Annotated in this window: 23 protein-coding genes and 2 pseudogenes; 14 read left to right on the top strand and 11 right to left on the bottom strand. The window is 64.3% G+C overall.

What is annotated here, in order from left to right:
* Positions 1-26 precede the first annotated feature (26 nt).
* From V6E02_RS03865 to folE, 5 genes are all read left to right on the top strand, one after another.
* Positions 27-611 carry a nicotinamidase gene (locus V6E02_RS03865; RefSeq protein ID WP_347307342.1) on the top strand — a complete coding sequence of 195 codons (585 nt, stop codon included), beginning with the start codon at positions 27-29 and terminating at the stop codon, positions 609-611.
* 10 nt (positions 612-621) lie between these two features.
* Positions 622-1962, top strand: coding sequence for a nicotinate phosphoribosyltransferase (locus V6E02_RS03870; protein ID WP_347307344.1), 1341 nt, complete (start codon positions 622-624; stop codon positions 1960-1962).
* Between the two features lie 65 nt (positions 1963-2027).
* Positions 2028-3218, top strand: a complete 1191-nt coding sequence (gene hemW / locus V6E02_RS03875; protein WP_347307346.1) for a radical SAM family heme chaperone HemW — start codon at positions 2028-2030, stop codon at positions 3216-3218.
* 67 nt (positions 3219-3285) lie between these two features.
* Complete coding sequence (locus V6E02_RS03880) at positions 3286-3894, top strand: nitroreductase family protein (RefSeq protein WP_347307348.1); 609 nt, start codon at positions 3286-3288, stop codon at positions 3892-3894.
* 1 nt (position 3895) lies between these two features.
* Positions 3896-4534, top strand: a complete 639-nt coding sequence (gene folE / locus V6E02_RS03885) for a GTP cyclohydrolase I FolE (protein WP_347307350.1) — start codon at positions 3896-3898, stop codon at positions 4532-4534.
* Positions 4535-4591: 57 nt separating this feature from the next.
* Here folE and V6E02_RS03890 read toward each other — a convergent pair whose 3' ends face one another.
* Positions 4592-8197, bottom strand: a complete 3606-nt coding sequence (locus tag V6E02_RS03890) for a hydantoinase B/oxoprolinase family protein (protein ID WP_347307352.1) — start codon at positions 8195-8197, stop codon at positions 4592-4594.
* 157 nt (positions 8198-8354) lie between these two features.
* Between V6E02_RS03890 and V6E02_RS03895 the strand changes: the two genes are divergently transcribed.
* The 3 genes from V6E02_RS03895 to xth are packed head-to-tail and all read left to right on the top strand — an operon-like array spanning position 8355 to position 10137.
* The gene (locus V6E02_RS03895; protein ID WP_347307354.1) at positions 8355-8822 is read left to right on the top strand and encodes an SH3 domain-containing protein; all 468 of its coding nucleotides are present in this window, start codon (positions 8355-8357) and stop codon (positions 8820-8822) included.
* Positions 8822-9343, top strand: a complete 522-nt coding sequence (locus V6E02_RS03900) for a glutaredoxin family protein (RefSeq protein WP_347307356.1) — start codon at positions 8822-8824, stop codon at positions 9341-9343. Before V6E02_RS03895 ends, V6E02_RS03900 begins: the two co-directional genes overlap by 1 nt.
* A 26-nt stretch (positions 9344-9369) precedes the next feature.
* On the top strand, positions 9370-10137 hold the full coding sequence (gene xth, locus V6E02_RS03905; protein ID WP_347307358.1) for an exodeoxyribonuclease III: 768 nt from the start codon (positions 9370-9372) through the stop codon (positions 10135-10137).
* Here the strand turns inward: xth and V6E02_RS03910 are convergent.
* The 3 genes from V6E02_RS03910 to V6E02_RS03920 all read right to left on the bottom strand — a co-directional run bounded on the left by V6E02_RS03910 (position 10127) and on the right by V6E02_RS03920 (position 13346).
* Positions 10127-11026 carry an HDOD domain-containing protein gene (locus V6E02_RS03910; RefSeq protein ID WP_347307360.1) on the bottom strand — a complete coding sequence of 300 codons (900 nt, stop codon included), beginning with the start codon at positions 11024-11026 and terminating at the stop codon, positions 10127-10129. The two genes, xth and V6E02_RS03910, sit on opposite strands and share 11 nt — an antisense overlap.
* 486 nt (positions 11027-11512) lie before the next feature.
* Positions 11513-11968: a single-stranded DNA-binding protein gene (gene ssb / locus V6E02_RS03915; protein WP_347307362.1), complete on the bottom strand. Its 456-nt coding sequence runs from the start codon at positions 11966-11968 to the stop codon at positions 11513-11515.
* Positions 11952-13346, bottom strand: coding sequence for an MFS transporter (locus V6E02_RS03920; protein WP_347307364.1), 1395 nt, complete (start codon positions 13344-13346; stop codon positions 11952-11954). The genes ssb and V6E02_RS03920 overlap by 17 nt, the downstream gene beginning before the upstream one ends.
* A gap of 96 nt (positions 13347-13442) precedes the next feature.
* Between V6E02_RS03920 and uvrA the strand changes: the two genes are divergently transcribed.
* The 6 genes and pseudogenes from uvrA (at position 13443) to V6E02_RS03950 (ending at position 19338) form a co-directional block, all read left to right on the top strand.
* On the top strand, positions 13443-16265 hold the full coding sequence (uvrA, locus tag V6E02_RS03925; RefSeq protein WP_347307366.1) for an excinuclease ABC subunit UvrA: 2823 nt from the start codon (positions 13443-13445) through the stop codon (positions 16263-16265).
* A 448-nt stretch (positions 16266-16713) separates the two neighbouring features.
* Positions 16714-16902, top strand: coding sequence for a hypothetical protein (locus V6E02_RS03930; RefSeq protein ID WP_347307368.1), 189 nt, complete (start codon positions 16714-16716; stop codon positions 16900-16902).
* Positions 16903-17081: 179 nt separating this feature from the next.
* On the top strand, positions 17082-17459 hold the full coding sequence (locus tag V6E02_RS03935) for a hypothetical protein (protein WP_347307370.1): 378 nt from the start codon (positions 17082-17084) through the stop codon (positions 17457-17459).
* Between the two features lie 218 nt (positions 17460-17677).
* A pseudogene (locus V6E02_RS03940) lies at positions 17678-18181 on the top strand (GspE/PulE/PilB domain-containing protein); the annotation flags it as partial.
* Between the two features lie 292 nt (positions 18182-18473).
* Positions 18474-19090 (top strand): annotated as a pseudogene (locus tag V6E02_RS13035) (GspE/PulE family protein).
* 2 nt (positions 19091-19092) lie between these two features.
* The gene (locus V6E02_RS03950) at positions 19093-19338 is read left to right on the top strand and encodes a MoaD/ThiS family protein (RefSeq protein WP_347307372.1); all 246 of its coding nucleotides are present in this window, start codon (positions 19093-19095) and stop codon (positions 19336-19338) included.
* Between the two features lie 114 nt (positions 19339-19452).
* On the opposite strand, the gene V6E02_RS03955 is transcribed toward V6E02_RS03950, so the two are convergent.
* The 7 genes from V6E02_RS03955 to rpmJ all read right to left on the bottom strand — a co-directional run bounded on the left by V6E02_RS03955 (position 19453) and on the right by rpmJ (position 23396).
* The gene (locus tag V6E02_RS03955) at positions 19453-20181 is read right to left on the bottom strand and encodes an SAM hydrolase/SAM-dependent halogenase family protein (protein WP_347307374.1); all 729 of its coding nucleotides are present in this window, start codon (positions 20179-20181) and stop codon (positions 19453-19455) included.
* Between the two features lie 94 nt (positions 20182-20275).
* A complete protein-coding gene (gene rplQ / locus V6E02_RS03960; protein WP_347307376.1) occupies positions 20276-20674 on the bottom strand; it encodes a 50S ribosomal protein L17 in 399 nt (132 codons plus the stop codon).
* Between the two features lie 26 nt (positions 20675-20700).
* Positions 20701-21690, bottom strand: coding sequence for a DNA-directed RNA polymerase subunit alpha (locus V6E02_RS03965; protein WP_347307378.1), 990 nt, complete (start codon positions 21688-21690; stop codon positions 20701-20703).
* 70 nt (positions 21691-21760) lie between these two features.
* Positions 21761-22390: a 30S ribosomal protein S4 gene (gene rpsD / locus V6E02_RS03970; protein ID WP_347307381.1), complete on the bottom strand. Its 630-nt coding sequence runs from the start codon at positions 22388-22390 to the stop codon at positions 21761-21763.
* Between the two features lie 15 nt (positions 22391-22405).
* Entirely contained in the window at positions 22406-22798 is a 393-nt protein-coding gene (rpsK, locus tag V6E02_RS03975; RefSeq protein WP_347307383.1) for a 30S ribosomal protein S11, read from the bottom strand.
* 37 nt (positions 22799-22835) lie between these two features.
* Positions 22836-23198, bottom strand: coding sequence for a 30S ribosomal protein S13 (gene rpsM, locus V6E02_RS03980; protein ID WP_347307385.1), 363 nt, complete (start codon positions 23196-23198; stop codon positions 22836-22838).
* A gap of 84 nt (positions 23199-23282) precedes the next feature.
* Positions 23283-23396, bottom strand: a complete 114-nt coding sequence (gene rpmJ, locus V6E02_RS03985) for a 50S ribosomal protein L36 (protein WP_347307388.1) — start codon at positions 23394-23396, stop codon at positions 23283-23285.
* Positions 23397-23436 lie beyond the last annotated feature (40 nt).

Genomic DNA, 23436 nt, shown 5'->3' on the forward strand with positions numbered 1-23436 from the left:
ACACGAGTAAAGATGCGAGGAAACCCATGAACCCCATTAAGCCCGCCGACGGCGACGCCCTCCTCATCGTCGATGTGCAAAACGACTTCCTTCCAGGTGGCGCGCTGGCCGTGCCGGAAGGCGATGCAGTCATCGAACCCTTAAACCGGGTGCTGGACATCTTCCATACCCGGGGCTTGCCCATTTTTGCGAGCCGCGACTGGCATCCGCCCAACCATTGCTCCTTCCGTGAGCGGGGCGGGCCCTGGCCGCCCCACTGCATCGCCGACACGGAAGGTGCGCAGTTCCCCACGGCGCTTAAGCTACCCGCCTTCACCGCCATCATCTCCAAGGCCACCACGCCCGAGAAGGATGCCTATTCCGCCTTCGAAGATACGCCGCTGACCATGCAGCTCAGGATGTATGGCGTCAAACGGGTGCTGGTGGGCGGGCTGGCCACCGATTACTGCGTGCTCAACACCGTGAAGGATGCGGTGAAGAACGGCTTTGCCGTAGTGCTGCTCACGGATGCCATCCGCGCGGTGAACGTGCATCCGGGCGATGGAAAGAAGGCGCTTGCCGAAATGCGGGCGCTCGGCGTGACGGAAGCCGAAAGCCACGATATCCAGTGAGGTCGATGCCATGCGCAGCACCCAGGTGAGTGGGCTTCTCACCGACCTTTACCAGTTCACCATGCTTCAGGGCTATCTGGAGAGCCACATGGACGAGGTGGCGGTGTACGAGTTCTTCGTGCGCAAGCTGCCGCCCCGGCGCAACTTCCTGGTGGCGGCCGGGCTGGAATCGGTTCTCGATTATTTGCTCACGGTCCGCTTCGCTCCGGACGAGATCCGCTTCCTGGAAAAAACCGGCCGCTTCAACCGGCGCTTCCTCGACTATCTGGAAAATTTCAGCTTCAGCGGCGACGTGTACGCCATGCCGGAGGGCCGGGTATTCTTCCCGGATGAACCCATCCTGCGCATCACCGCGCCCATTCTGGAAGCGCAGCTTATAGAGACGCGCATTATCAACCTGCTGCACTACCAGACCCTGGTGGCCTCGAAAGCCGCGCGCGTGGTGCTCGCCGCTCCGAATCGTCTGCTGGTCGACTTCGGCCTGCGCCGCGCCCACGGCGCCGAGGCGGCGCTGTTGGGCGCGCGGGCGGCCTTCATCGCCGGTTTCCATGGCAGCTCCAACGTGCTGGCCGAGCATTTGTTCGGCATTCCCAGTTACGGCACCATGGCCCACTCCTTCATCCAGGCCCATGACGACGAGGCGGCCGCCTTCGAGCATTTCGCCCACGCCCAGCCTGGCAACGTGGTGCTGCTCATCGACACCTACGACACGGAAGCCGCGGCGGAAAAAGTGGTGCGCCTTGCACCCAGGTTGAAGGCCGCCGGCATCGCCATCCGCGCGGTACGCATTGACAGCGGCGACCTCGCTGACCATGCCAAGAAGGTGCGCAGAATCCTGGATGCCGGCGGACTCAAAGACACCGGCATCTTCGCCAGCGGCAACCTCGACGAATACGAGATCCAACGCCTGCTCGCCCAAGATGCGCCCATCACGGGCTTCGGCGTGGGCACGCGCATGCTCACCTCCAGCGATGCGCCCTATCTCGACTGTGCCTACAAGCTCATGGAATATGCCGGCCACGCGCGACGCAAGCGTTCCGAGGGCAAGGCCACCTGGCCTGGCCGCAAGCAGGTTTATCGAACATACGATGGTGAAGGGCGCATGGCGGGCGATACCCTCTGCCTCGATAGCGAGGGCTATACGGGCGAGCCCTTACTGCAAATGGTGATGAAGGAGGGCAAGCGCACCGCGCATCTGCCTGGACTCGCCGAGGCGCGCAAGCTGTGTGCCCAGGATCTTTTGCGCCTACCCGAGGCACTGAAAAGTCTGGACGGCGCGCCTCCCTATCCTGTCACCGTCTCCCGCGGCCTTAAGGAGATGGCCGCCGCGGTGGATGAACATCGCGCCTAAGGCAGTCCCAGGATGGGAGCAGGTCAGGTGCGCATGGGCTGCGCCCCTCTCCGAGGGTGAATGCCATGTCCCAGACGCTTTCTTCTAGCAAGGCAGAAACATCGGCTGTGTGCCTGCCCGTGCCGCCGCCGCTCTCCCTCTACATCCACATCCCCTGGTGCGTGCGCAAGTGCCCCTATTGCGATTTCAACTCCCACCCGTTGCGCACGCCGTTGCCGGAACAGGACTACCTGGAAGCCCTCACCCGTGACCTGCAAGCGGCCCTGTCATGTGTCCGGGGCCGGCGCGTGCACACGGTATTCATCGGGGGTGGCACGCCCAGTCTCCTGTCGGCGGCCGCCGTGGACCGGCTGCTTTCCACCGTGCACACCCTGCTTCCCCTGGATCCCCAGGCGGAAATCACCCTGGAAGCCAACCCGGGCACCTTCGAAGTGGAAAAATTCCGCGCCTTTCGCGATGCTGGCATCAATCGCCTGTCCCTGGGCGTGCAGAGCTTCAACGACCGGCATCTCAGCGCCTTGGGCCGCATCCACGATGGCCGCGAGGCGCGCGCCGCCCTGGACTGCGCCCTGACCCTGTTTCCCCGCGTCAACGTTGATCTCATGTATGGCCTGCCGGGCCAAAGCGTGGCCGAGGCGGTGGCGGATCTGGAGACCGCGCTTGCCACCGGCCTCTCCCACGTCTCCACCTACCACCTCACCATCGAGCCCCACACCCTGTTTTATGCGCGGCCGCCGAAGCAACCGGATGAGGACAGCACCGCCTCAATAGAGGAGGAAATCGATGCGCGCCTCGCAGCTGCGGGGTTTTTCCGCTACGAGACCTCGGCGGCGGCACGCCCTGGCCACGCCTGTCAGCACAATCTGAACTACTGGCTGTTCGGCGATTATCTCGGCATCGGCGCCGGCGCCCACGGCAAACTGAGCACGCAGCAGGGCATCACGCGCGAGATCCGGTTCAAACAGCCCCGCGCCTACATGGAGGCGGCTTATCGGGGCGATGCCGTACAGGCCAGAGAACCGGTTGCCCCACGGGCGCTGCCCTTCGAATTCATGATGAACGCCCTACGCCTGAGGGAAGGTTTCGAGCCTGCGTTGTTTGCCGAGCGCACCGGGCTTTCGCTCACGGTCGTGGAACCCATCCTGCGGCAGGCACAGGCACGTGGGCTTCTGCAATGGGACGCGCACCGCATTCGGGCCACGCCCCTGGGTCAGCGCTTTCTGAACGATCTGCTCACCCTGTTCTTGCCGGAGTGAGTCATCGCCCTTGTTGCGCGCCCCAGTCGTGGCCTACCATGGGCAGATAACACTCAGGAGGAAAGCCATGGACGTCCGCACCGCCATCGAAATGCGCCGCTCCATCAAGGGCTTCGACCCCCAGCACCGCATGACGGAGGAGGAGATCGAAACCCTGATGGGGCTCACCATCCTCTCCCCCACAGCCTTCAACATCCAGCACTGGCGCTTCGTGCTGGTGCGCGACCCGGTGCTCCGGACTGAGATTCGCAAGCTGGCCTGGGACCAGCCCCAAGTGACGGATGCCTCGCTGCTCGTCATCCTGTGTGCGGACCTCAAGGCCTGGCAGAAGGACCCCGCGCGCTATTGGCGCAACGCCCCTGAAGCAGTCCGAGACTTCGTCGTCCCCGCCATCCACCAGTATTACGCGGGCCGCGAGCAAGTGGAGCGGGACGAAGCCATGCGATCCTGCGGCCTGGCGGGCATGACCCTGATGCTGGCGGCCAAGGAAATGGGCTATGACACCTGCCCCATGGACGGTTTCGATTTCGAGGCCGTGGCGCGGCTCATCAAGCTGCCGCGGGACCACGTGATTTCCTTCATGATCGCCGTGGGCAAGGCCGTGAAGGAACCCTGGCCGCGTGGCGGACAACTTCCCCTGTCGGAAGTGCTCATCACCGATCGTTTTGGAGGCTGACATGGTCCTCTGCTGTGCCGACGAGGCGCCGGTTCCACGCCCGCCTGGCATCGGCATTCCCCAGCTACGCCCCTTCGATGGTGCCGCCTTCGAACGCGCGGTCACCGATCTACTCCTCGCCGCCGGCATCGACCCCGCTTCCCCGCACACGGGCAAGACGGCCAGACGCGTGCGCGAATTGTGGGAAAAGCGCCTGCTCGGTGGCTACGGCCTGGATCCTGCCCAAGCGCTCGGTGAAGGCTTTGCCGACCCCCGCGACGACATGGTGGTGGTGCGCGGCATCGCCATCCATGGCGTCTGTCCCCATCACCTCGTGCCTTTCCGTGGCCTCGCCCATGTGGCCTATGTGCCGGGCGGGCGCCTGCACGGCTTCGGGCGTATCGCCCGCATGGTGGACGCTATCGGCCACCGCTTCACCTATCAGGAATGGATGACCCGCGACATCGCCGAAGCGCTGGTGGTACATGGCCACGCCAAGGGCGCGGCCTGCGTGATCGAGGCCGAGCAGCTCTGCCTGCTGCTAGGCGAAGATCGGCGCGGTGACGAACGCGTCTATACGCAAGCGTTCGAAGGCGTGTTCCGCAACAGCGATCAGTTGCGCAACGAATTCCTGCGCGCGCTGGACGCCCGCCGACCCTGATTCCCGGTCACCCCGTCGCACGCGGGGACAGCAGTCGCCAATCACGGCTTGGCGCGCTCATTCGCCCGCGCATAGGCCATAGCCCCCGCCGCCTGGCGTGGCAATTTCCAAGCAATCACCCGCGGCGACACTCACCTCGGCGCAGGCCGCAAGCGTCACCACCTGGCCATCGGCGCGGATCAAACGGTTCTCTCCCACCCGTCCCGCACCGCCACCGGCGAGGCCAAAGGGCGGGATGCCCCGGCGCTGGGAAAGAATCGCCGCCTGCATGGGGGCAAGAAAGCGGATGCGTCGCAACACGCCATCGCCACCCCGATTGCGTCCCACGCCGCCGCTTCCGCGGCGGATGGCAAAGGTTTCCACCCGCACCGGGAAGCGGTTTTCCAGCACTTCCAGGTCCGTCATACGGGAATTGGTCATGTGGGTCTGCACCGCATGCGCGCCGTCGAAATCGGGGCCCGCACCGGCCCCGCCGCAGATGGTTTCGTAATACTGGCGCTTGTCATCACCAAAGCTCAGGTTGTTCATGGTGCCCTGGGAAGCGGCAAGCACGCCCAAGGCGCTAAGCAACGCATCGACGATGGCCTGGGAGGTCTCCACGTTGCCCGCCACCACCGCCGCGGGCGGACGCGGATCAAGCAGGGAACCCGCCGGGATGCGCAGCGTCAGCGGCCGCAGGCAGCCTGCGTTCAAGGGAATGGCGCGGCGCACCAGGGTACGGAACACATAGAGCACCGCCGCGCGCACGATCGAGGCGGGCGCGTTGAAATTGTCCGGTTGCTGGCGCGAAGTACCGGTGAAGTCGATCATCGCCTCGCCTCGCGCTCGGTCGATGGTGATACTCACGACGATGCGCGCGCCGCTGTCCATCATGAGTTCAAAACGGCCGCAATTGAGCCCAGCAATGGCTTCGCGCACCGCCGCCTCGCCCAGGTCCAGGGTGTGCTCCATGTAGGCCTCGACCATTTCCAGCCCATGGCGTGCCACCAGCGCCCGCAACTTTTGCGCGCCCTTCTCGTTGGCGGCGATTTGCGCCTTGAGATCCGCCAGGTTTTGCGCCGGATCGCGCGCGGGATAGGACGCGCCGGTGAGCCAGGCCCGCACGTCCTCCTCCAAGAAACGGCCATCGGCGACGATGGTCAGGCCCGGCGTCCACACGCCTTCCTCCTCGATTCTGCGGCTCGTCGGCGGCATGGAGCCGGGCGTAATCCCGCCCACGTCGGCATGATGGCCACGGGAAGCGGTGTAGAACCACACTTCTCGCCCCTCATCGTCCCATACCGGCGTGACCACAGTGATGTCCGGCAGGTGGGTGCCGCCGTGGTAGGGCGAGTTGATTAGGAACACTTGCCCCGGACGCATGCTGGTGGCAAAGCGTTCCCGCACCGCACACACAGCATCCCCCATGGAGCCCAGATGCACCGGAATGTGAGGGGCGTTGGCGATCAGTTCGCCTCTGCGGTTGAAGATGGCACAGGAGAAATCCAGCCGTTCCTTGATGTTCACCGAATGGGCGGTTTGCTTGAGCGCCACCCCCATCTCTTCGGCGATGGCCATGAAGCGCCGGTTGAAGAGTTCCAGCGCCACCGGATCAGGGCCGCTCAGGGCAGGCGCGCCACCACCGTCTTGCCGACTCGCCACGCGCGTCAGCATAAGTTCGCCCCCCATCCCCACCGCGACCTGCCAACCCGCCTCGATCACCAGGGTGGAAGTGGGTTCGATCAAAAGTGCCGGCCCCGCGATGTGCTGCCCGGCACAAAGGTCTTCTCGAGAGTAGAGAGGCACCGTCTGCCAGCGCCCGTCCGTGTAAAGACGGGCGTTTGCATGGGCGCGACCGTTGCCCGCCGGCGCTGCCACCGCCAGCGCGGGCGGCGGCACTTCGCCCACCACTTCCACCCGCACCGCCTCCACCTGGATGGGGGCGTCAGTCTCAACGAAACCGAACAGCCGCCGATAAGCCGCCTCGAAGGCCGCGCGCATGGCAGAAAGCGTTCCCCAGGCCACCGGCAGGGTAGTGTCGGTGCCGGCATACTTGAGGGCGAGCTGCGCCTCGCTCAGGATGCGAACAGCTTGTACGCCCTGCTCTGCGAGCGCGTCCCGGCCCCGCTGCGCCAGGGTGGCGATCGTGTTGCCAAGCTCAGGCAGTATGGCTTCTTCAAGCTTCACTTCCACCGCTCGCTCCAGCACGAGGCGCTGGTCCGCCAACCCCATGCCATAGGCGGAGAGCACCCCGGCCAAGGGATGCAGGAAAACGCGGGTCATCCCCAGCGCATCTGCCACCCGGCAAACCAGCTGACCCCCTGCGCCCCCGAAGCAGCACAGGGTGTACTCAGCGGGATCATGGCCCCGCTCCAGGGTGATGCGTCGAATCGCCTGGGCCATGTTCTCCACCGCCACCGCGAGAAAACCCTCGGCCACTGCTTCGGGATTGCGCGTAGTGCCACTGGCACTCACCCGTTCGGCGAGGGCCGCGAAGCCCCGGCGCACCACGTCCTCGTCTAAGGGCCCATCACCGTCCGGCCCGAACACCCGGGGGAAATAGCGCGCTTGCAGCCGCCCGAGGAACAAGTTGGCGTCGGTCACCGTCAGCGGGCCGCCGTTCCGGTAGCAGGCGGGACCGGGCTTCCCACCCGCGGAATCCGGGCCCACCAGAAGGCGTCGGCCATCGAAATGCAGGATGGAACCGCCCCCCGCCGCCACCGTGTGGATCGCCAACATGGGTACCCGCACCCGGTAGCCGGCCACTTCCGTTTCGAAACCACGTTCCAACTGCCCGTCGTAATGGGCCACATCGGTGGAGGTGCCCCCCATGTCGAAGGTGATGAGTTTGGCCAGACCCGCCTGGGCCGCGGTTTTCACTGCCCCGGCGATGCCCCCCGCCGGCCCCGACAACAAGCAGTCCCGACCACGGAAGGCTTCCGCCTGAACGAGTCCGCCATGGGATTGCATGAACAGCACCTGTGTCTTTGGCAGGGCGGTGCGTATGCTCGCCACGTAGTGGGCGAGCACCGGCGTCAGATAGGCGTCCACTAGTGTGGTGTCGCCGCGTGCCACCAGCTTGATCACGGGACTCACCTCATGGGACACCGCCACATGGCAAAAGCCCAGCGCCCGGGCAATGCGGGCGGCGCGGGCCTCATGCGCGGGATGGCGATAGCCATGGGCGAATACAATGGCCACCGCCTCGATGCCCGCCGCGCGCGCCTCTTTGAGCTCGTCGGCGAGTTGCGCTTCGTCCAGGGGCACGACCACCTCCCCGCTGGCCGCCACACGCTCCCGAGCCTCGATCACCCGCTCAAACAGGGGCGCTGGCCGCTCGATGCGCAGGGCGAAAATGTCGGGCCGGCTCTGGTCGCCAATGATGAGGGCATCGCCGAAACCCGCCGTGATCACCAGTGCCACCCGCGCCCCGCGCCGCGTGAGCAGGGCATTGGTGCCCAGGGTGGTACCCATCTTGAGCGCGCCGATGGCCTCCTGGGGCAGGGGCGCATCCGGCGTGAGGCCCATCAGCTGGCGGATCCCCGCCAAGGCCGCGTCGCGGTACTGGCGCGGGTTCTCGGACAGAAGCTTGTGAGTCACCAGGGTGCCATCGGGACGGCGCGCGACGATGTCGGTGAAGGTGCCGCCGCGGTCGATCCAGAATTCCCAGCGTCCGCTTTGCATCGTGAAGTCTCAAGAAAATGCGCCAGGTCGCCGATTCCCTGGACATGGGCGCCCGGTGGGCCGAGACGTCGTCCCCGTGACGTCGTCATTGAACCCAGAGCCCAGCTCGTGGAAAATCCGGCCTAGGCCTGGCCCGAGAAAAGGGGGATTTTCGCATATGCGGTGCATTGTCCTTGCCCTGCTTTTGAGCGTCGCCCCGAGCCTGTGGGCTATAGAGGCCAAGGTCGCGCCAGGCAGCCATGTGAATCTACGAGCCGACAAGACGGAAGGGGCTCGCGTCGTGCGCGTGCTGCCACCGGCCGCGCCCATCGAGGTACTGGAAACCGAAGGCTCCCTCGCCCACGTGCGCACCCAGACTGGGGAGACGGGCTGGCTGCCCCTGCGCCTGCTGGTGGTTGCGCCTGCGCCCCTGCCGGCGAGCCCGCAGTCCGCGCCCCACCCGGCCCCTGCCGAGCCCCTGTCCCCTGGCGAGCCAAGCACGCCCAAGGCCGCGCCGCAAGAGGCGAAAAGGGCTTTCCCCCAGGTTTGGGTGGCGGGTGGACTCGGCTTCCTGCTGGGCGCCCTGGTGGGCATCGGCGTCCATGAAGCGTATTATCGGAAGCGTCTAAACGGACTCCGCATTTGATGCGATCCTTGCTTGTTCTCTTCTTTTTCGCAGCGGCTGCGGTCAGCGCCGGCGAGCTCTACCGCTGGGTGGACCGCGAAGGCCGCGTGCATTACAGCGACGCCCCGCCGCCCCCCAACGCACGCCAGGTGGAAGAAAAGCGCATGCCCACCAACACGGCCTCGGGGGGCGACCTGCCCTATGCCACCCGGCGCGCCGCCGCAGCCTTTCCCGTTACCCTGTTCGTCTCCGACTGCGGCGACCCCTGCAACCAGGCACGTGCCCATCTGAGCCGGCGGGGGATTCCCTACACCGTGCGCAATCCGGCGGCCAACCAGGCGGATGCCGAGGCCCTCTCCAAGCTGGTGGGCTCGCCCCAGGTGCCGGTGCTGGTGGTGGGCAAGCGCCGGCTCACGGGCTATGACGCCGCGGCCTGGGACGTCGCCCTGGACGCCGCCGGCTACCCGAAGAGCCGACCCCACGGCTACAAGGAACCGCCCCTACCCAAGGACGCCCCAGCCGCCACCCAGCCGGCCCCTTGACCGGGGCGGTGCATGCCGCCTTCCCCATGAAGATCGCCACCTGGAATGTCAACTCCCTCAAGGTTCGCCTGCCCCAGTTGTTGGACTGGCTCGAGCGCGCGGCCCCGCACGTCGTCTGCCTGCAGGAAACCAAGCTGGAGGATCATGCCTTTCCCGTAAAGGCTCTGCAGGAGGCCGGCTACGAGTCGGTGTTCGCCGGCCAGAAGACTTACAACGGCGTGGCCATCTTGAGCCGCACGCCCCAGTCCGACGTCAGCGTCGGCATCCCGGGCTTTAGCGACGACCAGAAGCGGGTGCTGGCGAGCACGATAGCAGGCATCCGCTTCGTCTGCCTGTACGTGCCCAACGGTCAGGCGGTGGGCTCCGACAAGTATGCCTACAAGCTAAAATGGCTCGCGGCCCTCGCCCAGTGGCTGCGCCTGGAATTGGCACGCCACCCGAACATGGCCCTGCTAGGCGATTTCAACATCGCGCCGGAGCCGCGGGACGTGCATGACCCAGCCCTGTGGGAAGGCCATGTCCTATTCTCCGAGCCGGAGCGGGCCGCTTTCCGCGATCTTCTGGCGCTGGGTTTCAAGGACGCCTTCCGGCTGTTCGAGCAGCCCGAAAAGTCCTTCACCTGGTGGGACTACCGGATGATGGCCTTCCGCCGAAACCATGGGCTGCGCATCGACCACATCCTCCTGTCGGAACCCTTGGCGCGAAGCTGCGCGAGCTGCAGCATCGAGCGCGAGCTGCGCAAGCTGGAACGTCCCTCCGACCACGCCCCGGTGATCGCCGAACTCAAGACTTAGCGGCCGCGATCAGGGGCAGGCCCGCCGCGACCGGAGGTACCCCATACCAGGTCCAGCTGCGCGCCGCCAACAGCGCGGTCTTGAGGATGCGTGCGCGCACCGCTTCCTCCGGCAGGTGGAGGAACTCGGCGATGTCCCGATAATCGTCCGGCAGCGCCGGATCATCCCAGCCATTGGCGAGATGCCGCGAAAGCCGCACCGCCAGGGCCACGTTCTTCACCCGCGGATGATCGGCGTGGTCCTCATCCATCAGGGTCTGCAAAAGCTGCGGCAGATGCCAGGCACGGACCAATGCCAGCTGCAGCTCGATACCGCGAAAGCCCAACACCCGCTTCTGCGCATCAGCGCTACGCATTCCCTTCTCCCGCTGCATCAGCGCTCGTACCGTCATCATCAGACGCGGCGCGAAACACCACATGAGCATCTCCGCCAGATCCCGTAGCAGGGCCGCGATCATCACCTCGTCCGACTCGATGTCGTGGCGCAGCACCGCCCAATCCTGGGCAAACAGCGCCGCATGCCGCGCGCGGCTCATGGCGCGGCGCAATCCGGTGAGCCCCGCCACCTGATCCTTGAGCACATCTTCCACCACCGGTAGCTTCGAGAAATGCTGGAAGAAGGGCGTGGTGCCCACCATCATGAGCGCATGGGCGATAGTGGTGATCTCGCGGCTTACGCGCCGGCTGTGGTGCACTTGCAGGAAGCGCAGCACCCGCAGGGTCATCAGGGGATCGTGCATGATCGCATCGGCCAGCTCCCGCGCATCCAGATCATCCTCATGGGCCTGGAAATGGGCGAGCGTCTCCACGGTGCGTTTCAGCACCGGCACGTCCACCTGTTCGAAATACTGCACCCAGGCGGTGACATCCTTGAGAGGCCGCTCGATCATGCTTTTGCGCCACGACACGCCTGATCACTATATCGGCGTGGTCGGCGCCAACTTTACCGCAGGGGCAGAAAGGCAAGGCCAGACGCCGAGCCGTTAGGTCTTCGTCCTTGGGCGCTATGGCAGCGGGGACAACGCCCACGGATGGCCGGCTTTGTGCGGGTGGCCAGCAAGGCGCCTTTCCTGCGAAGAGAGAGAATCCCATCCAACGGGCCTGGATCAGCTTCCGCCGGCGCAAGCGGAAATCCCGCCCCCACGCGCCGCTTTACTGAATTCCGGGCCGCCTACGGCACCGGGAATGACGGATGGCAAGAGCCTTTGCTCGGAAAGTCCTGTGGAAGCAAGTTGTGAGATGAGCTTGTGGGAGCGGCTTTAGCCGCGATCACTTCACGGCAACCGCGCGGATCGCTGCCCAAGCGCCGCCCATGGCGCGCGCTCAAGCGCTGGCTGGACGGCCAACGGGACGGCACGCGGGCCAGGCAACCGTCCCTAGAAGGGAATGTCGTCCTCGAAGTCCTCGAAGTCACCGCCTTTTTTCGCGGGCTTGCTGGCAGCGGCCTGGGCCGCCGCTGGCGGACGGTCTTGCGCCTCAAGGCTTGCGCCGCCGGCCGCGCCGCGCGAGCCCAGCATCTGCATGCGGTCGGCGACGATCTCGGTCGTGTAGCGGTCTTGCCCATCTTTGTCTTGCCACTTGCGGGTTTGCAGCCGGCCCTCGACATAGACCTGGCTGCCTTTCTTCAAATACTCACCCGCGATCTCGGCGGTCTTGCCGAAAAATACGACCCGGTGCCACTCGGTGCGTTCCTGCTTCTCGCCGTTCTTGTCCTTCCAGGTGTCGGTGGTGGCCACCCGGATGCTGGTGATGGCATCGCCGCTGGGCATGTAGCGCACTTCCGGATCGGCTCCCAGGTTGCCGATCAGGATGACTTTATTGACTGACGCCATGCTCTCGTTCCTCCTCGATCAATTTCATCACGCCCGCTTCATCCCAACCGCGCTGGTCCACCTTGAGGATGGCCACGCCTTCCTCGCCCACCACCACGGCTTCCGCCACGCCCCCCAGCGCAGCCAGGCGCCGGGCCAGCTCGGCGGCTTGCACGGGCTCCATCTCCCGCACGTGGAACAAGCGGGTGCGCACCGCGGGAGGACGCTGCATGCGACTGGCAGCGATCAGCCAAATGCCGATCAGCAGGCTGCAGAACAGGAACACAGCGGAAGGGCCATAATGCTGAGAGAGGGCACCGCCCATCGCGCCGCCGAGGAACATGCCAAAGGATTGGGCAGCATTATACACCCCGATTGCCGTGCCCTTGGCCGAAGCCGGAGCGATCTTGGAAATGAGGGAAGGCAGGGTAGCTTCCAGCAGGTTGAAAGAGACGAAGTAGGCGGTGAGCAAGACGAGCAGCGCTCGGAAGTCGTCGATCAAGCCCGCGAGGAATAGTTGCGTGACCAGCATCAGGGCGATGGCAGCGACGAAGATTTCCTTGAGCTTGAACTTTTTCTCGCCGTATATGATCGCCGGCACCATGAGCACGAAGGACAGCACCATGATGGGCAGATAGATCATCCAGTGGTGATTTTGGTCGATGTTGCCGGCCTTCTTGAGGGCCAAGGGAATCACCACGAACAGCGCCATCTGCGCGGCATGCAGGGCAAAGATGCCAAAGTTGAGGCGCAACAGCTCCACGTTTTTCAGCACGTCCTTGAGCCGAGCAGGGGTGGCCTCGGTGTCGGAGTGGAAGCGCGTGATGCGAGGATTGGGCACGACGAAGCGCACCACGGCCATGGCCAGCAGGGCGAGCACACCGGTCATGGCGAAGATGCCTGGCACGCCGATCCAGTGGTAGAAGGCCGGGCCGGCGATCAGGGAGACGGCGAAGGTGACGCCAATGGTGCCGCCAATCATGGCCATCGCTTTGGTGCGGTGTTCCTCCCGGGTGAGGTCGGCGAGCAAGGCCGTGACGGCTGCGGAAATGGCGCCTGAACCCTGGATGGCGCGTCCTAGGATGGTGAGGCGTATGTCATGGGAGATAGCTGCGATGAAGCTGCCCAGAGCGAATAGGGCGAGCCCGAAGTAGATCACCCGCTTGCGTCCCCAGCGGTCCGAGGCCATGCCGAAGGGCAGTTGCAGCGCGGCCTGGGTGAGACCATAGATACCTAACGCAAGCCCCGCCTGGGTGTGGTTCGCCGCCAGTTCGTGCTCCGCATAGAACACGAACACGGGCAGGATGAGGAACATACCCAACATGCGCAGCCCGTAGATGCTGGCGAGACTCACTGCCGACTTCAGCTCGAAGGCAGACATGCGTTCGCTATCGGTCATGGCTGATCCGGAATGGAGAGAGGCGGAAAAAGTGCGTATATTAGCAGGTTCGCCCGCGCGCTCCGGGCGCTCACGTCAGCGAGAACACGACCTGTCATGGAATTCATCAAGATTCGTGGCGCCCGCACCCACAACCTGAAAAACATCAATCTCGATATTCCACGCAACCGTCTGGTGGTGATCACAGGGCTATCGGGATCCGGCAAGTCCTCACTGGCCTTCGATACCCTCTACGCCGAGGGGCAGCGCCGCTACGTGGAATCCCTCTCAGCCTACGCGCGTCAGTTCCTGCAGATGATGGAAAAGCCGGACGTGGACCTGATCGAGGGCTTGTCACCCGCAATCTCCATCGAGCAGAAGGCCACCTCCCACAACCCACGCTCCACGGTGGGAACGGTCACCGAGATCCACGATTATCTGCGCCTGCTCTACGCCCGCGTGGGCGATCCCTACTGCCCCCAACACGACGTGCTGTTGGCGGCCCAAACCGTGTCCCAGATGGTGGATCACGTGCTCGCCCTGCCGGAAGACACCAAGCTCATGATCCTGGCACCGGTGGTCACCGGCCGCAAGGGCGAACATGTGGAGCTCTTCGACGAGCTACGCGCCCAGGGCTTCGTGCGCCTGCGCATCGACGGCAAGACCCACGAGATCGACGCCCTGCCCAAGCTGGACAAAAACAAGAAACACACCATCGAGGTGGTGGTGGACCGGCTCAAGGTGCGCCCAGAGGTGAAGCAACGCCTGGCGGAATCCTTCGAGACCGCGCTGCGCCACGCCGATGGCCGTGCCATCGCCGTGGAAATGGACAGCAGGCGGGAACATTTGTTCTCGGCAAAGTTCGCCTGCCCCATCTGCGACTACGCGCTGGCGGAACTGGAGCCGCGTCTATTCTCCTTCAACAACCCCATGGGTGCCTGCCCCAAGTGCGATGGGCTGGGCAGCGTCAGCTTCTTCGATCCCAAGCGGGTGGTAGCCTTTCCCCATCTCTCGCTGGCTTCTGGCGCGATCAAGGGCTGGGATAGGCGCAACCAGTTTTATTTCCAGATGCTGCAAAGCCTGGCCATGCACTACGGTTTCGATCTGGAAACGCCCTTCGAGGATTTACCCAAGCGCATCCAGAACATCCTGCTCTACGGCAGCGGCCAGGAGGCGATCCCCTTCAAGTATCTGGCGGAGCGCGGTGGTTTCACCACCCGCAAACATCCCTTCGAAGGCATCCTGCACAACTTCGAGCGGCGCTACCGGGAAACCGACTCGCTCACCGTGCGCGAGGAACTCGCCAAGTATCTCAACACCAAGCCCTGCCCCGAGTGCGGCGGCACGCGCCTGCGCCGCGAGGCACGCCACGTCAAAGTAGCAGGCAAGGCTATTTACGAGGTGAGCCGCATGCCTTTGAAGGAAGCGCTGCCGTTCTTCGAAAACCTGCAGCTTGCCGGCGCACGCCAGGCCATCGCCGACAGAATCATCAAAGAGATCGTGGCACGCATGCGCTTTCTCACCAATGTCGGTCTCGACTATCTGTCGCTGGACCGCTCGGCGGAAACCCTCTCCGGTGGAGAGGCGCAACGCATTCGTTTGGCCTCCCAGATCGGCTCCGGCCTCACCGGGGTGATGTATGTTCTGGACGAGCCATCCATCGGCCTGCACCAGCGGGACAACGGTCGGCTATTGGCCACCTTGCGCCATCTGCGCGATCTGGGAAATTCGGTGATCGTGGTGGAGCACGACGAGGAAGCCATGAGCATCGCTGATCATGTGATCGATATCGGCCCGGGCGCAGGCGTGCATGGCGGGGAGGTGGTGGCCCAAGGCACGCCAGAGGAAATCAAGGCCAACCCCAACTCCCTCACCGGCCAATATCTCTCGGGGCGCAAGTGCATCCCGATTCCGCAAAAGCGCCACAAGCCAGACCCCAAACGCTGGCTCATGCTGAAGGGCGCACGGGGAAATAACCTGAGGAACGTCACCCTAAAACTGCCGGTCGGTGTGCTCACCTGCGTCACGGGCGTGTCCGGCTCGGGCAAATCCACGCTCATCAACGACACCCTCTATCCGGCAGTTGCGCAGCATCTATATGGGTCCACGCTGGAGCCTGCACCCTTCGATGAAATCGCCGGACTTGAGTTTTTCGATAAGGTGATCGACGTCGACCAGAGCCCCATCGGCCGCACGCCGCGCTCCAATCCGGCCACCTATACCGGTCTGTTCACGCCCATCCGTGAGTTGTTCGCTGGTGTGCCCGAGGCGCGTGAACGTGGCTACGGTCCCGGTCGCTTCTCCTTCAACGTCAAGGGCGGGCGCTGCGAGGCCTGCCAGGGCGATGGCGTGATCAAGGTGGAGATGCATTTCCTGCCTGACATTTACGTGCCCTGTGATGTCTGCCATGGCAAGCGTTACAACCGCGAGACGCTGGAGATCCGCTACAAGGGCTTGACCATCCACGACGTGCTGGAAATGACAGTGGAGCAGGCCTATGACTTCTTCGCGGCGGTGCCTGCCGTGGCCAAGAAACTGCAGACCCTGCTCGACGTGGGACTGGGCTACATCACACTGGGCCAGTCCGCCACCACGCTTTCCGGCGGCGAGGCACAGCGTGTGAAACTGGCGCTAGAACTATCCAAGCGCGATACCGGCCGCACCCTCTACATTCTGGACGAGCCCACCACCGGGCTGCATTTCCAGGACATCGAACTACTCCTGTCGGTGGTGCACCGGCTGCGCGACCATGGCAACACCGTGGTGATCATTGAGCACAACCTGGACGTGATCAAAACCGCGGACTGGATCATAGACCTCGGCCCGGAAGGCGGCGAGGGTGGCGGCCGCATCATCGCCGAAGGCACGCCGGAGCAGGTGGCCGACACACCCGGTAGCCACACCGGCCACTATCTGCGGCAGGTATTGGCGCGCCGCTGACCGAGCGCGCATCTCGCCTCCGGCCTATGCCAGAGGCACTATGCAACGCGCAGTCCCCCTGGGCGCTCTGCCTTTTGGCTTGGCCGTTTGGCAGATGTTTTTTCACTGCGCGTGCACCACACTGCCATTGCGGATCGCAACCGCGAATGGAGGGCCCCGCCATGAGACCGCTGCTTCTTGCACTGACACTCGCCGCTCTGATCCTGCCCATCGATAACCAAGCCTGCGGGTCGGACGACGAGCTCGCTTTCCAATCGCCAACCACTCACCGTCCATCCGATTCCCAGGTTCGGGCCGAGTCGAAGTAAAGCGCACCGGACCAAGATGCGATGCAAGCGGCCAATGTCCCGGATCCGCAGCAACTGCCCGACATCAATGCAGAGACGTCGGGCGAGTGAGCCACTCTCGAGGTTCCGGAATGCCGGATCCACCAAGAAAGGAGTTTGCCATGAACCAGCTTCTATTTATCGCCACCCTTGTCACGACCACCCGAGGTGCAACCGCGGTCTGTGCCGGTAACCTCGCCGCCATGGCCGATGCCCGGGTCGCGGCATGGAACGCTCTGCCACCTACGCCCGCCGGTACCAATGCAGAGCCGCTCGCGTTGCCCTATCTCATCAACGGAGATTGCCCCTGATACCCGTCGACGGGGCGCGTAAGCCGCTCCGTCAGCGGCGGCCGTTGCCAACGTCGCCAAAGGGAGAACATCCATGAGCCCCATGCCCGAACACCGGTTCCTGGAAAGCACCGCCGCCAACAGCGTTGCCAGCAGGCCGCTTACACCGTATCTGGCCAGCCCTCGGCAAAAAGCCCGGCTTGGGCCTCACCGGGGCCTTACTGGTGGCGCTCACACCCTGTTTCGTCGAGGCGAAACCCAACAAGGATCTGGTCAATGGCTGCACGCCCAAGCAGGTGCGCTCCGAGAAGGCCAAAGCCTGTATCGACAGGATGCAGGCGGACATCCTCGCTGGCAAACCCGATGCGCAGACTCACTATCTTCTGTGCCGTCGGCGAGAGATGTTTTGCTGCACGGGCGGAAACGGAACGCCACGGGATTGCGAGTACGTGGGAGAGGCCCGCGTCATCCCGCCCGGGAGCCAGCCGGATGCCACGGTAAGAGACGTCAAGCCCGCCGACCGACCAGTGCCGGCCGCTGAGCCGACACGTCCCAGACCCCCTGCCGGCGTGCGCTAAAGCGCCGCCTGTTGAGCATGACGCAAGTAGGCGACACCTTTGTGTCTTCCCCGCGAAAGCGGGAGTCCGGAAAATGGCCAAGAATACTCTGGATTCCCGCTTGCGCGGGAATGACCTTTGACTGACCCAGCCTGTCAACCACTTTCGGAAAGCTCAAGAAGCCACCATGTTCGCGGCGGGTTGACAGGCCCACCTCCCCTGCGTAGCGTAGGCAGGCCATGAGCCTTCCTGCATCCGAGCACGAAGCCGCAGCGCCGGCGTCCACCTTTTCCCCGGGCCCACTCACCCTTGCCGCCGTTCTTAACGAGCTACGCGCCGACGGACACGTCACCCCCGAGCGGGCACAGGAGCGGGCGACGGCCCACCGGGCCGCCCGAGGCGACTGGCATGCGCTGGTGGTGATCGCAACCCAGAAATGGCGCAGCGCCACCGCCGACACGCCGCTAAGCCTTGCGTTCCTCACGCAATGGCCGGCGGCCAAGGCAGGACACTACCCCATCGATCCGCTCAAGGTGGACGTGGCGGCGGTGAGCGAGGTGATGTCCCATGCCTATGCCTCACGCGACCGCGTGCTGCCAGTAGAGATCCGCGCCAGCGAGGTGGTAATCGGCACAGCCGAGCCCTGGTGGCGGGCGTGGGAAAACAGCGTAGAACAAGCGGTGCGCAAGACTATCCGGCGGGTGGTGGCCAATTCCCTCGACATCCTGCGCTACATTGCTGATCTCTACAGCCTGGTGCAGTCCGTCAAGCACGGCCTCAAGGACCATGAAGGCGCAGCCAGCGGCATCACCGGCTTCGAACAACCAGTGGCGCTGGGCCGCATGGGCACTTCGGACGCCAACGGCCAGAGCGTGGTGCCCATCGTCCACTGGCTACTGCAATATGCCTTCGAGCAGCGTGCCAGCCACATGCACATCGAGCCCCGGCGCAAGGCCGCCCATGTCCGTTTCCGCATCGACGAACGTGTGCACGGTGAAAGATTCCATCGAGATGGTGGTGCCCCAGTTCAATCAGATGCAGGTGCAGCCAGCCATCGGCCTAAACTTCGCCTCCGGCATCCGCACTTTGCTGCGGCAGGATCCGGACATCATCATGGTGGGCGTGATCCGGGATCTGGAGACGGCAGAAATGGCGGTTCAGGCGGCGCTCACCGGGCATTTGGTGCTTTCCACCCTGCACACCAACGACGCGGCCTCCGCCATCACCCGCCTGCTCGATCTGGGCGTGCCCGCTTATCTCATCAAGTCCACCCTGCTGGGGTGCTCGCCCAGCGGCTGGTGCGCACCCTCTGCCCCAATTGCAAGCAGCCGGGAACCATTGCAGACGAAACCTGGAGCGAGCTCACGCGCCCCTGGAAGGCCGCCAGGCCTGTGCGCGTGTTCCGCCCCAATGGTTGCCTGGCATGCCGCATGACCGGCTACCGCCGTCGTGTTGGCGTCTATGAAATCCTCACCATGAGCCCGGCCGTCGATCGTCTCGTGACGCCTCAGACCGATCTCCCCCGGCTGCGCGAGACGGCCTACCGCGAGGGGATGCCTGCCCTGCGCGCCGCCGGCGCGGCCAAGGTGGCCGCCGGCCTCACCACGGCGGAAGAAGTGCTCAAGGTGACACCACCACCATTCGAGGGATGACGATGATCAAACTGTATTACTTCGCCGCCCTGGTGGACGAGCTGGGAACGGCCTACGAGGAAATCGAACTACCGCCCAAAACTGCCACCGTGGCCGACCTGCTGGCCCTGTTGCGGGCCCGGGGCGGGCAGTGGGAAAAGACCTTTGCCACTGGACTCATGCGCATCACCGTCAACAAGCGGTTCGCCGAAACGGGCACGCCCATCGCCGACGGTGACGAAATCGCCTTCGTGTCGGTGCGCTGTTAGGCTGTACTTCGCGCAAGTCAGGGGGATGCCGCGTTGAAAGTGGGGGGGCGGGTGAAGGGACGAACACGCTGCCCTTGATGCGCTGGCTCGGCCCATCGCCCTGAGCGTGAGCGCCTACAGCACGCGCACCACGCTGCCCACCTTGAGGCCCAGGGTCTGGGCAGCATGTCCCTTGGGCACCGCGATTTCCACTAGACCAATGCTGTTGCCATACCAGAAGGGGCGACCAGACGGCGCCGCCGAGAAGGTGCGCCCGTGAGGAATGCGGTGCGGGCCGCATTCGACCCAGTTCTTGGCAGACAGGCCGGCCGCCGGCAAGCCAGTGAAGCAGTTGCCGTAATGGTCCACGTAGATCACGCGCGCGACAGGCCCGGGCGCGAGCAGCACGTCCAGGGTGGGCGCGGGTTGCAGGTCTTCTGTGGCCAGGGTCTGACGTGCCAGGCGCGCGGCCATGGGCGCGAACAGATCACGGCCATGGAAGCTCACCGAGAGTTGCGATGGCTGCCAGGTGATGTGCCAGATGCGCCGTTCCCGCGCGCGGCTCATCACCACGGACATTAGGCCATTGTCGGGCCCGACGAACCAGCGGCCATCCGCCTGCACCACCGCTGGCCGGCGACTGCCCCCTACACCCGGGTCTACCACCGCCAGACAGACATCGCCCACGGCAAAGCGTGACGCCAGGGCGGCGAGCAAATGGGCGCCGGCCTCGATGTCATAGGCGGGCACTTCATGGAGCAGGTCGATCACGGGAATGCCAGGCGCCTGCTGGGCAAACACCGCTTTGACCTGCCCCACGTAGAGGTCGCTGGCACCGAAATCCGTGAACAGAAACACACTCATGCTCAGCTCCTGCAAGGCACGCGCCGGCGAGGACCCATGAAAAAAACCGGGCTTACACCCGGTTTTTTCCTGACCGGCCCTGCGTGGGCCCCTTTTACTCGGCAGCGCCTTCCGGCGTGGCTTTGGCCGCCGTCTCGGGCCGGTCCAGAAGCTCTACGTAAGCCATGGGCGCATTGTCTCCCTGGCGGAAGCCACACTTGAGAATGCGCAGATAACCGCCCGGGCGGTTGCGATAGCGCGGCCCCAGTTCATCGAACAGCTTCACCACCATCTCCCGGTCACGGAGGCGGTTGAAAGCCAGGCGGCGATTGGCTAGCGTCGGCTTCTTCCCGAGGGTGATGAGCGGCTCGGCCACGCGGCGCAGTTCCTTGGCCTTGGGCAGCGTGGTCTTGATGACCTCGTGCCGCAGCAGCGAGTTAGTCATGTTGCGCAGCATGGCCAGGCGGTGGCTGCTGGTTCGGTTCAGTTTGCGGTTGCCTAGACGGTGACGCATGATTGCCTATCCTTGTGGGTATCTGCTTACTTGCCGTGATGCTCAAGCCCAGGCGGCGGCCAATTCTCTAGGCGCATGCCGAGGGTGAGCCCTTTGGAAGCAAGCACGTCCTTGATCTCGTTGAGGGACTTGCGGCCTAGGTTGGGCGTTTTGAGCAGTTCGGTCTCGGTCCGTTGGATCAGATCACCGATGTAGTAGATGTTCTCCGCCTTCAGACAATTGGCGGAACGCACGGTGAGCTCCAGATCGTCCACCGGACGCAGCAGGATGGGATCGATGGCCGGCGCACGGGGCGCCTCGGTGACGCTGGGCGTGCCCTTCAGTTCGGCAAACACGGACAGCTGGTCCATGAGGATGCGCGCGGCGTAGCGCACGGCTTCCTCCGGATCCACCACGCCGTTGGTTTCGATGTCCATGACCAGCTTGTCCAGGTCGGTGCGCTGTTCCACACGCGCGCTTTCCACGGAGTAACTCACGCGACGCACCGGGCTGAAGGACGCATCCATCATGATGGTGCCGATGGTGTGTTCCTGCTCCTCGATACGGCGCGACGCCACGGGCTGATAGCCCCGCCCCTGCTCCACCTTGAGCTCCATGCTAAGCTCGGTGTTGCCTGTAATGTGAGCGATGACATGGTCTGGATTGATGATTTCCACGTCGTGGGTCGCCTGGATGTCGCCAGCAGTGACTACACCCTTGCCTTTCTTCATCAGGCGCAGCGTCGCCTCGCTACGATTGTGCAGCTTGAGGGCCACCCCCTTGAGGTTGAGCAGGATGTCGACCACGTCCTCCTGCACGCCTTCGATGGCGGAATACTCGTGCAACACGCCATCGATTCTCACCTGGGTGATGGCATAACCGGGCATGGAGGAGAGCAGGATGCGGCGCAGGGCGTTGCCCAGCGTATGCCCGTAACCGCGCTCGAACGGCTCCATCACGACGCGGGCGCGCAGCGGCGACAGTTGCTCCACATCGACGACACGCGGCTTCAGGAATTCGGTAGCGCTGCTTTGCATGGATGGGTCCTCGTAGCTTTAGCGAGCTCCCGGACACTCTAGGCCCGGGAAGCCATGTCCTGAGAAGCGGTTACTTCGAGTAAAGCTCGATCACGAGATGCTCATTGATGGTGGCCGGCAGATCGGAACGGGCGGGCAGCGACTTGAACGTGCCCTTCAGCGCCTTAGTATCCACCGACACCCACTCCGGAAAGCCTCGGCCCTCCGCGGCTTCCACGGCGGCTTTGATGCGCAGCTGGTTCTTGGCACGATCCGCCACCTCGATCACGTCACCCGGACGCACGAGATAGGAGGGGATGTTCACGCGCTTGCCGTTCACCAGGATGCCGTTATGCCGCACCACCTGGCGCGCCTCGGCACGGGAGGCGCCGAAACCCATGCGATAGACCACGTTGTCGAGGCGACTCTCCAGTAGCTGCAGCAGGTTCTCGCCGGTGATGCCCTTGCGCCGGTCGGCCTCGAAATAATAGCCGCGGAACTGGCGTTCCAGCACGCCGTAGACGCGACGCATCTTCTGCTTCTCGCGCAGCTGTTTGCCGTAGTCGGACAGGCGCGCGCCGCTGCGCTGACCATGCTGACCGGGGGCGTAGCTCCGGCGCTCGATGGCACACTTGTCGGTGAAGCACTTCTCACCCTTAAGGAACAGCTTTTCGCCCTCGCGGCGGCACTGGCGGCACTTGGGATCGGTATTACGGGCCACGGTGATTCTCCTAGCTTAGATGCGGCGCTTCTTCGGAGGACGGCAGCCATTGTGCGGCACCGGCGTCACATCCGCGATCTGGGTGATCTTGAAGCCGACGGCATTGAGCGCACGCACCGCAGATTCGCGCCCGGGCCCCGGCCCCTTGATGCGCACCTCCAGATTCTTCACGCCGTACTCCTGGGCCGCTTTGCCGGCCGCCTCGGCCGCCACCTGGGCAGCAAAGGGCGTGCTCTTGCGCGAGCCCTTGAAGCCGACACCGCCGGCGGTGGCCCAGGCCAAGGCATTGCCTTGACGGTCGGTGATAGTCACGATGGTGTTGTTGAAGGAAGCGTGGATGTGGGCAATGCCCTCGGCCACGTTTTTCTTGACCTTCTTGCGCACCCGGGTGGTGGTCTTGGTTGCCATGGCTGAAATCGTCCTTTAGTGCTGGCTGCGGCTGGCGTTACTTGCTGGCACGGATGGCCTTGCGTGGACCCTTGCGAGTGCGCGCGTTGGTGCGCGTACGTTGCCCGCGCACCGGCAGGCCGCGCCGGTGCCGCTGGCCACGGTAGCAGCCGAGGTCCATCAAACGCTTGATGTTCATAGTCACTTCGCGCCGCAGGTCGCCTTCCACCGTGTACTTGCCCACCTCGTCACGCAGACGATCCAAGTCGCTGTCGTTGAGATCCTTGATCTTGGTGGCGGGATTCACGCCCGCCGCCTCACAAATCTTGCGCGCGCGCGAGCGGCCGATGCCATAGATCGCGGTCAACGCGATCACGGCGTGCTGGTGGTTGGGGATGTTTACCCCGGCGATACGGGCCATTCCGTTACTCCTTGCAGAAAGCTTTCCGCAAACCGAAAACTGCTAAGTTTAACAATAAAGCAGAGGCCTATCAAGCAACCGGCATCAGCCCTGACGCTGCTTGTGACGGGGGTCGGCGCAGATCACCCGCACCACGCCCTTGCGCCGCACGATCTTGCATTTGCGGCAAATTTTCTTGACCGATGCTTGCACTCGCATGTTGGTTCTCCTGTTTCGTTCCTGCCGGGCCGCTTGGGCG

Origin of the sequence: Thiobacter sp. AK1, from assembly GCF_039822265.1 — a bacterium.
Classification (GTDB): domain Bacteria; phylum Pseudomonadota; class Gammaproteobacteria; order Burkholderiales; family Thiobacteraceae; genus Thiobacter; species Thiobacter aerophilum.

Bases quoted from the DNA above. Each gene is read 5' to 3' on its own strand.
- V6E02_RS03865 (WP_347307342.1), top strand. From the start codon at position 27: ATGAACCCCATTAAGCCCGCCGACGGCGACGCCCTCCTCATCGTCGAT.
- V6E02_RS03870 (WP_347307344.1), top strand. From the start codon at position 622: ATGCGCAGCACCCAGGTGAGTGGGCTTCTCACCGACCTTTACCAGTTC.
- hemW (WP_347307346.1), top strand. From the start codon at position 2,028: ATGTCCCAGACGCTTTCTTCTAGCAAGGCAGAAACATCGGCTGTGTGC.
- V6E02_RS03880 (WP_347307348.1), top strand. From the start codon at position 3,286: ATGGACGTCCGCACCGCCATCGAAATGCGCCGCTCCATCAAGGGCTTC.
- folE (WP_347307350.1), top strand. From the start codon at position 3,896: ATGGTCCTCTGCTGTGCCGACGAGGCGCCGGTTCCACGCCCGCCTGGC.
- V6E02_RS03890 (WP_347307352.1), bottom strand. From the start codon at position 8,197: ATGCAAAGCGGACGCTGGGAATTCTGGATCGACCGCGGCGGCACCTTC.
- V6E02_RS03895 (WP_347307354.1), top strand. From the start codon at position 8,355: ATGCGGTGCATTGTCCTTGCCCTGCTTTTGAGCGTCGCCCCGAGCCTG.
- V6E02_RS03900 (WP_347307356.1), top strand. From the start codon at position 8,822: ATGCGATCCTTGCTTGTTCTCTTCTTTTTCGCAGCGGCTGCGGTCAGC.
- xth (WP_347307358.1), top strand. From the start codon at position 9,370: ATGAAGATCGCCACCTGGAATGTCAACTCCCTCAAGGTTCGCCTGCCC.
- V6E02_RS03910 (WP_347307360.1), bottom strand. From the start codon at position 11,026: ATGATCGAGCGGCCTCTCAAGGATGTCACCGCCTGGGTGCAGTATTTC.
- ssb (WP_347307362.1), bottom strand. From the start codon at position 11,968: ATGGCGTCAGTCAATAAAGTCATCCTGATCGGCAACCTGGGAGCCGAT.
- V6E02_RS03920 (WP_347307364.1), bottom strand. From the start codon at position 13,346: ATGACCGATAGCGAACGCATGTCTGCCTTCGAGCTGAAGTCGGCAGTG.
- uvrA (WP_347307366.1), top strand. From the start codon at position 13,443: ATGGAATTCATCAAGATTCGTGGCGCCCGCACCCACAACCTGAAAAAC.
- V6E02_RS03930 (WP_347307368.1), top strand. From the start codon at position 16,714: ATGAACCAGCTTCTATTTATCGCCACCCTTGTCACGACCACCCGAGGT.
- V6E02_RS03950 (WP_347307372.1), top strand. From the start codon at position 19,093: ATGATCAAACTGTATTACTTCGCCGCCCTGGTGGACGAGCTGGGAACG.
- V6E02_RS03955 (WP_347307374.1), bottom strand. From the start codon at position 20,181: ATGAGTGTGTTTCTGTTCACGGATTTCGGTGCCAGCGACCTCTACGTG.
- rplQ (WP_347307376.1), bottom strand. From the start codon at position 20,674: ATGCGTCACCGTCTAGGCAACCGCAAACTGAACCGAACCAGCAGCCAC.
- V6E02_RS03965 (WP_347307378.1), bottom strand. From the start codon at position 21,690: ATGCAAAGCAGCGCTACCGAATTCCTGAAGCCGCGTGTCGTCGATGTG.
- rpsK (WP_347307383.1), bottom strand. From the start codon at position 22,798: ATGGCAACCAAGACCACCACCCGGGTGCGCAAGAAGGTCAAGAAAAAC.
- rpsM (WP_347307385.1), bottom strand. From the start codon at position 23,198: ATGGCCCGTATCGCCGGGGTAAACATCCCCAACCACCAGCACGCCGTG.
- rpmJ (WP_347307388.1), bottom strand. From the start codon at position 23,396: ATGCGAGTGCAAGCATCGGTCAAGAAAATTTGCCGCAAATGCAAGATC.